6 protein-coding genes are annotated in these 6,850 nt (G+C 64.8%); all 6 read right to left on the bottom strand.

Going from position 1 to position 6,850, the window contains the following annotated elements; translation table 11 throughout:
• Positions 1-16: 16 nt before the first annotated feature.
• Positions 17-1,183 carry a fumarylacetoacetate hydrolase family protein gene (locus tag LU493_RS13425; RefSeq protein ID WP_275288291.1) on the bottom strand — a complete coding sequence of 389 codons (1,167 nt, stop codon included), beginning with the start codon at positions 1,181-1,183 and terminating at the stop codon, positions 17-19.
• Between the two features lie 96 nt (positions 1,184-1,279).
• The gene (locus LU493_RS13430) at positions 1,280-2,857 is read right to left on the bottom strand and encodes an aldehyde dehydrogenase (NADP(+)) (protein ID WP_275288292.1); all 1,578 of its coding nucleotides are present in this window, start codon (positions 2,855-2,857) and stop codon (positions 1,280-1,282) included.
• Between the two features lie 72 nt (positions 2,858-2,929).
• The gene (gene araD1, locus LU493_RS13435; RefSeq protein ID WP_275288293.1) at positions 2,930-3,916 is read right to left on the bottom strand and encodes an AraD1 family protein; all 987 of its coding nucleotides are present in this window, start codon (positions 3,914-3,916) and stop codon (positions 2,930-2,932) included.
• Positions 3,917-4,001: 85 nt separating this feature from the next.
• Positions 4,002-4,982, bottom strand: a complete 981-nt coding sequence (locus LU493_RS13440; RefSeq protein WP_275288294.1) for a glycoside hydrolase family 43 protein — start codon at positions 4,980-4,982, stop codon at positions 4,002-4,004.
• Positions 4,983-5,008: 26 nt separating this feature from the next.
• Complete coding sequence (locus LU493_RS13445; RefSeq protein WP_275288295.1) at positions 5,009-6,379, bottom strand: MFS transporter; 1,371 nt, start codon at positions 6,377-6,379, stop codon at positions 5,009-5,011.
• Between the two features lie 157 nt (positions 6,380-6,536).
• Positions 6,537-6,850: TRAP transporter large permease subunit (locus tag LU493_RS13450; protein ID WP_275288296.1), on the bottom strand; the 314-nt coding region annotated here is incomplete at its 5' end.

The following is a 6,850-nucleotide window of genomic DNA, read 5'->3' on the forward strand; positions in this document are numbered from 1 at the left end:
AGCCTCGTCGGCGGCGTTACGCTCGGCGGTCGGCCAAACGTTGTTGATCGGTCAGCCAGCGGCGAATGCCGTAGGTCCAGGGCGGCAGGCGGTCGCTGCGTTCCACGCGGTTGACCAGGGCTCCCAGACGTGGCGTCGCAATGGTCACGGTGTCGCCCAGATGGTGGGTGAAACCCTGTCCCGGCCCGTCCCGATCCTGTATCGGCGAGAACATGGTACCGAGAAACAGCATGAAACCATCCGGATACTGGTGATGGGCACCGATGGTCTGATTGACCAGTTCCTCCGGCGAGCGGCTGATCTCGCGCATGTCGCTCGAGTCTTCGAGCCGAAACCCGTCGTCTTCCCCCTCGATGCGCAGGTCGACCATGGCAGTGCGCACATCGTCCATGGAGAAATGTTCGTCGAACAGGCGAATGAAGGGGCCGATGGCGCAGGATGCGTTATTGTCCTTGGCCTTGCCCAACAGCAGAGCGCTGCGGCCCTCGATGTCGCGCAGGTTGACGTCGTTGCCCAGGGTGGCACCGACGGGGCGGCCCGCCGCGTTCACCGCCAGCACGATCTCGGGCTCGGGATTGTTCCAGCGCGAGGCCGGGTGCAGACCGACCCCGTCGCCGAATCCCACCGAGGAAAGCGGCTGTGCCTTGGTGAAGACTTCGGCGTCGGGTCCGATGCCGACCTCCATGTACTGGGACCAGGCGCCGCGGGCCTTGAGTTCGTCGCGCAGAGCCATGGCGTCGTCGGAGCCCGGGGTGATCCGCGACAGGTCGCCGCCGATCAGTCGCTGGAGTTCGTCGCGTAGCTCGGCGGCCCGCTTCGGGTCGCCACCGGCCTGCTCCTCGATGACGCGCTCCAGCAGACTGACGGCGAAGGTGACGCCGCACGCCTTGATAGCCTGGACGTCACAGGGGGCCAGCAGGTGGGGGACGTCCTGGGGAGTCCGTGTGGAGTTGTCGAGCAGGGTCGTGACATCGCACAGCACGGGGCCCGTGGCGGAGGCGACCCGCTGCGCCGCGTCGTCGCGATCGAGCAGGTCAGCCATGATTCCGACCGTGTCGGAGATATCGATGACCTGGCCGTCGCGAACGACCACCAGTGCGGGACCGTCCGGCGAGTCACGCCAGACCCGGCCGACCAGCAGGGCCTGATGATGATCGTCGGGGAGTCGATTGTCGTGGGGCATGGGCATCCTCATCCTGTCGTGAACGGCGCGAAAAGGCCGGCGACACCGATATTGGCGCCGCCGGCTCGATCATCGCGCTGCAACCTTGCTGTGTGGTCAGGTTTCGCGCTGACCGTCGACCAGTCGGCTGACGCCGTTCGGGTTACCGTCGCGCAGGGCCTCGGGCAACAGCGCCTGGGGCAGGTTCTGGTAGCACACCGGGCGCAGGAAGCGATGGATCGCCGCGCTGCCCACCGAGGTGGTGCGAGCGTCGGTGGTCGCCGGGTAGGGGCCGCCATGCACCATGGCATGGCACACCTCGACGCCGGTGGGCCAGCCATTGACCATCACGCGGCCGGCGCGACGCTCCAGGGTCGGCAGCAGGTCGCGGGCGAACTCGACGTCGGCATCGTCCATCTGCAGGGTCGCGGTAAGCTGGCCCTCGAGATGCTCGGCGACTCGCTTGACTTCGGCCTGATCGGCGCACGCCACGACCAGGGAGGTGGCGCCGAACACTTCTTGCTGCAGCGTCTCGTCGGCGAGGAAGTCCTCGGCCCTGGCCACGAACAGGCCGGTCTGGCACTGGTTGGGGGATTCGCTGGATTGCCCCTTCGCCACTGCACGTGCCTTGCCGCTGGAAGCCAGGGCCGCCATGCCCCGGGCATAGGCGTCCTGGATGCCCGGTGTCAGCATGGTCTGGGTGCCGCTGGCCTCGACGGCCTCGGCGGCGGTGGCCAGGAAACGATCGAGCGATTCGCCCTGGATGCCGATCACCAGTCCCGGGTTGGTGCAGAACTGGCCGGCGCCCATGTTGAGCGAGCCGACGAAGCCTTCAGCGAGTTCCTTGCCACGGGCCTCGAGGGCCTCGGGCAGCAGGAAGACCGGGTTGATGCTGCTCATCTCGGCGTAGACCGGGATCGGTTCCGGGCGATTCTGCGCGAGGCGTGCCAGAGCGGTACCGCCGCCGCGCGAGCCGGTGAAGCCCACGGCCTTGATGTTCGGGTCCGTGACCAGGGCCTGGCCGATCTCGTTACCGGCGCCCTGAAGCAGGGAGAAGACGCCCTCGGGCAGCTGGCACTCGGCCACCGCCGACTGAATGGCGCGCCCCACCAGCTCCGACGTGCCGGGGTGGGCGGGGTGCCCCTTGACCACTACCGGGCAGCCGGCGGCCAGAGCCGAGGCGGTATCGCCGCCGGCGACCGAGAAGGCCAACGGGAAGTTGCTGGCACCGAACACCGCGACCGGGCCCAGGGCCACGTGACGCTGGCGGAGGTCGACGCGCGGCATGGGCTGGCGGTCGGGCAGTGCGGGATCGATGCGCACATCGAGCCACTCACCGGCACGCACGACCTTGGCGAACAGACGCAACTGGCCGCATGTCCGGCCCCTTTCTCCCTCGAGGCGGGCCCGGGGCAGGCCGGATTCGGCCATGGCGCGCTCGATCAGTTCGTCGCCGATGCCCTCGATCTTGTCGGCGATGGTCTCGAGAAAGCGGGCTCGGGCCTCGAGGCCCGTTTCACGGTAGCGGTCGAATGCCGCCCGGGCCAGTTCACTGGCGCGCTCGACCTCGGCCTTGCCGCCAGTGGGAAAGGCCGGCTGGAGGGTCTCGCCGGTGGCGGGGGCGATGGCGTGAAAGGCGTCGCCCGTGGCCTGAACGGCTTCACGTCCGATGAGTTGCGTGCCTTCTAGGGTCATGGTCACTCCTTTCGTGGTAACGGTTGGGCGCGCATTCCGGGCGCCCGCAGCGGTCTGGATCTCTGGTTGCGCCTACAGCGGTGATACGTCCGCGCGATCGTCGGCCGTCTCCCGGGTCAGCGGATTGCGCAGGGCGCGGCCGAATGCCGGGATCTCGATCTCGAAGCGGTCGCCCTCGCGCGGCTGGATGCCGTCGGCGAAGCTGAGGGTCGCGGTGCCGAAGAAGTGCACATGCATATCGCCGGGACGGCGGAAGCCCGAGTACTTGAAATGGTGATGCTCCAGGTTGGCCAGGCTGTGGGCCATGTTGTCCTCGCCGGTGAGGAAAGGCTTCTGCCAGAGGGTCTCGCCATCGCGGGTGATGCGGCTGACTCCCTCGAGGTGGCCGGGCAGCGAACCGATGAGCAGTTCCGGCCCGAAACTGCAGACGCGCAACTTGGAATGGGCCAGCCACAGATAATTGAAGCGCTCGGTGACATGGTCGGAAAACTCGTTGCCCACGGCGAAGCCGAGTCGCCGAGGACGCCCCGTGTCGTCGATGAGGTACAGGCCGGCCAGTTCCGGCTCCTCGCCGCCGTCCTGCGCGAAGGCAGGGGACGGGAGAGGCGCTTCGGGCGGCACCACGCAGTCGCCGTCGCCCTTGTAGAACCACTCGGGCTGGGCGCCCGTTTCGCCGGCGGCGGGTTTGCCGTTCTCCACGCCGAGCTTGAACATGCGCATGGAATCGGTGAGGTCTTCCTCGCTGGCCTGGGTCTTGGCATGCATCGCCGAGCGAGCATCGGCGCTGCCCAGATGGGTCAGCCCGGTACCGGTCACCAGGCAATGCGCCGGATCCGGATGCGTGAGCGGCGGCATCAGGCGTCCCGCGTCGACGAGTTCGGCATAGTCCAGGCGGGTATCGGTCAACCGCGCCTCGACGACGTCGGCAAGTGGCCGGCCCGATGCCATGGCATCGCGGGCGAGATGATAGGTGTCGGCGTCGGCGAGCCGTACCGTCGTTTCGTTCTCCACCAGGGCGGCGTACAGGCGGTCTTCGTGCAGGCATTGGATCAGGCGCATGGGGTCGTCCTCCTCGGCGTGTCGCCGCTGCTGCATGCGGGACAGGATGGCATGTTCAATAAACAATTCCAAATGTTGTACATAGTCATGGCGTCATCCGCTCCTCGTCGTCTGCCGGAGCTTCTTCCAGCGATGGCTGACCGAAGCGGGGAAAACCATCCGGATCCCAGGCAATGGACTTGACGTAAGTATGGCGATTGGGATCCCAGAGGGGGTCGCCGACGATGTCGGTATAGGGCCGGGCGTGATACACCAGCATATCGGTCGTGCCGTCCTCGGCGACGGTGAAGCTGTTGTGGCCGGGCCCGAAGACCGAGCGTTGCGGGTCGCTGGTGAAGACGGGGGAGGGTGATTTCGCCCAGCTTGCCGGGTCCAGCAGGTCGGCGGATTGATCGGCCCACAACAGGCCCATGCAGTAGTTCTCGTCGGTGGCGCTGGCCGAGTAGGTCAGCAGGACGCGACCGTGTCGAATCAGCACGGCCGGGCCCTCGTTGACCATGAAGCCACGCGTTTCCCAGTCGAACTCGGGAATGGAAAGCCGGACCGGCGCGCTGTCGAGGGTATCCGGCGTGGCCATGCGGGCGATGTAGAGATTGGTATTGCCGGGAATGCCGGCTTCCTTCTGCGCCCAGACGTAGTAGAGCTCGCCGCCATGTTGAAAGGCGGTGCCATCGAGACAGAAGCTGTCGATGCCGGTATCGATCCGCTGCGGATGGCTCCATACGCCCTGGATGGGGTCGTCGGCGCTGGTGGCGATGCAGTACATGCGGTGCTGGAAGAGGCCGTCCCGGGTGTCGCGGCTGGGCGCGGCGGCAAAATAGACGATCCAACTGCCCTGATGATAGTGAAGTTCCGGTGCCCAGATCAGCTCGCTGAGCGGGCCGCTGTCTTCCTTTTCCCAGATGGTGACGGGCTCGGCGTCGGCGAGACCGGCGATGGTGGTGGCGTGGCGCAACTCCAGCCGATCGTAGTCGGGTACGGAGGCGATGAAGTAATAGCCGTTATCGTGTCGGTGGATGAAAGGATCCGCCCGCTGTTCGATCAAGGGAGCAAGTGGCTTGTCCATTCCGTTCTCCTGTTGCCGTGCTGGCGTCATGATGTCCTGGTGTCGACGGTCGATGGGGGCGTATCGTCCAGCTCGCCGTCCTGCATGGCGTCGTAGTAGCGGTTGGTGATGCGATACTTGAACATGAAGCTGCCCATCAGGGTGTGGAATACCCCGGGAATGACCGAGAGCATCAGCGCGATGCCGGTCAAGGTGAAGGCGCTCTGCTCGACGTTGGCCTCGTAGTTGAAATAGGTCAGCAACTGGCCGACGAGAAAGCCCGCCGCGCCCATGCCGGCCTTCTGGCAGAAGGAGATACCACCGAAGGCGAGTCCCGATACGCGCTGCCCGGTCTTGGCTTCGCCATAATCGACGGATTCGGCGATCGCCGACCAGAAGACGGGAGCGTGCAGGTCGACGATGAAGGAAATGAGAAAGTACAGCACGAAAGCGAGGGCGATATCCCCGGGCCCGACGGCGACAAACATCAGCACGCTCAAGGCGCCGACTGCCAGCTGGCTCCAGCGGAACAACTGGATCTTGCAGTAGCGCTTGGTCAGCCAGGTCGACGCGACCATGGCGAGAATCGCCGCGCTGACCCCTGTGGTAAGGAAAGCCGACAGCAGGGTGGCATCGGCCCCCAGGTAATACTTGGCATAGTAGGCGGCCACGGAGCTGCGCATGACGTAGCCTAGGGTACCGGTGAAGCACACGGCGCAGAGAACCAGCCACTGATCGTTCCTCTTGAGAATGCGGAGCTGCGAACGCAGTGGCTTGTCCTCGATGGTGTGCTGTACGCGTTCGGTGGTCGTGGCATAGCAGAACAGGAAGAGCAGGGTGGCCAGCCCGCCCATCAGCCCCATGGAGAACTGGTAACCGAACTGAAGGCTTTCACTGCCGACGTATTCGGCCAGTTTGGGCACGATGATGGTGACGAGAAAGGCTGCGACCTTGGCAAAGAAGAGGCGATAGCCGTTGGCGGAGAGCCTGTCCTGAGGATCGGGTGTCAGGACGCCGATCAGCGAAATATAGGGGATCGTCACGGCCGTGAACATCAGGGTGACGAAGAGGTAAGTGGAATAGGCCCAGACCAGCTTGGCGTTGTAACTCCAGTCCGGCGTGGTGAAAAGCAGCAGTACGGAAATGCCGAAGGGCACCGAAAAGATCAGAAAGTAGGGGCGGTATCGACCACGCTTGCTGTTGAACTTGTCGGTGACGATACCCATCAAGGGGTCGGTGATGGCATCCACCAAGCGAGCCACGAGAAAGAGAATCCCCATGTGGCTCGGCTTCAACCCAAAGATATCCGTATAGAAGAAGGAGATGATCAGAAACATCGAAGAGATCACGATATTGATCGCCATATCCCCGCTGCCGAATCCCACTTTCTCCAGATAGGTCAGGCGCCGTGTCGTCATGTTCTTGCCTCCTTGGCGTTGTTGATAGTCATGAGGCGTCCTTGTTCTTGGCCAGCTTCGGGAAGGTGGACGGATGCCTCTTGGCTTCGGTGAATCATCGTGTCCCGAGTGATCGAAAGGCGCTGCCCGTTCTCGCCGGGCGGCGCCTTTCGCCTGGCTACCCCACCAGCCACATGGCCAGGTTCGGCCAGAACAACAGCGCGAACAGCACGCACAGCTGCAGGGCGATGAACGGCAACACGGCGACGAAGATGTCCTTGAGGCTGACCTCCGGCGGCGCCACCCCTTTCAGGTAGAAGGCGGCCGGTCCGAACGGCGGCGACAGGAAGGAAACCTGCATGTTCACCGCGAACAGGATGCCGAACCAGATCGGGCTGTAGCCCAGTTGCTCGATGATCGGCACGAAGATCGGCAGGGTCAGCATGGCCACGCCGATCCAGTCGAGGAACATGCCCAGCACCAGCAGGATCG

Source organism: Halomonas elongata, from assembly GCF_029081005.1.
In the GTDB taxonomy this organism is placed as follows: Bacteria; Pseudomonadota; Gammaproteobacteria; order Pseudomonadales; family Halomonadaceae; genus Halomonas; species Halomonas elongata_B.

Excerpts from the sequence above, each read along its gene's own strand:
- araD1 (WP_275288293.1), bottom strand. The coding sequence starts at position 3,916 with ATGCGCCTGATCCAATGCCTGCACGAAGACCGCCTGTACGCCGCCCTG.
- LU493_RS13445 (WP_275288295.1), bottom strand. The coding sequence starts at position 6,379 with ATGACGACACGGCGCCTGACCTATCTGGAGAAAGTGGGATTCGGCAGC.
- LU493_RS13430 (WP_275288292.1), bottom strand. The coding sequence starts at position 2,857 with ATGACCCTAGAAGGCACGCAACTCATCGGACGTGAAGCCGTTCAGGCC.
- LU493_RS13425 (WP_275288291.1), bottom strand. The coding sequence starts at position 1,183 with ATGCCCCACGACAATCGACTCCCCGACGATCATCATCAGGCCCTGCTG.
- LU493_RS13440 (WP_275288294.1), bottom strand. The coding sequence starts at position 4,982 with ATGGACAAGCCACTTGCTCCCTTGATCGAACAGCGGGCGGATCCTTTC.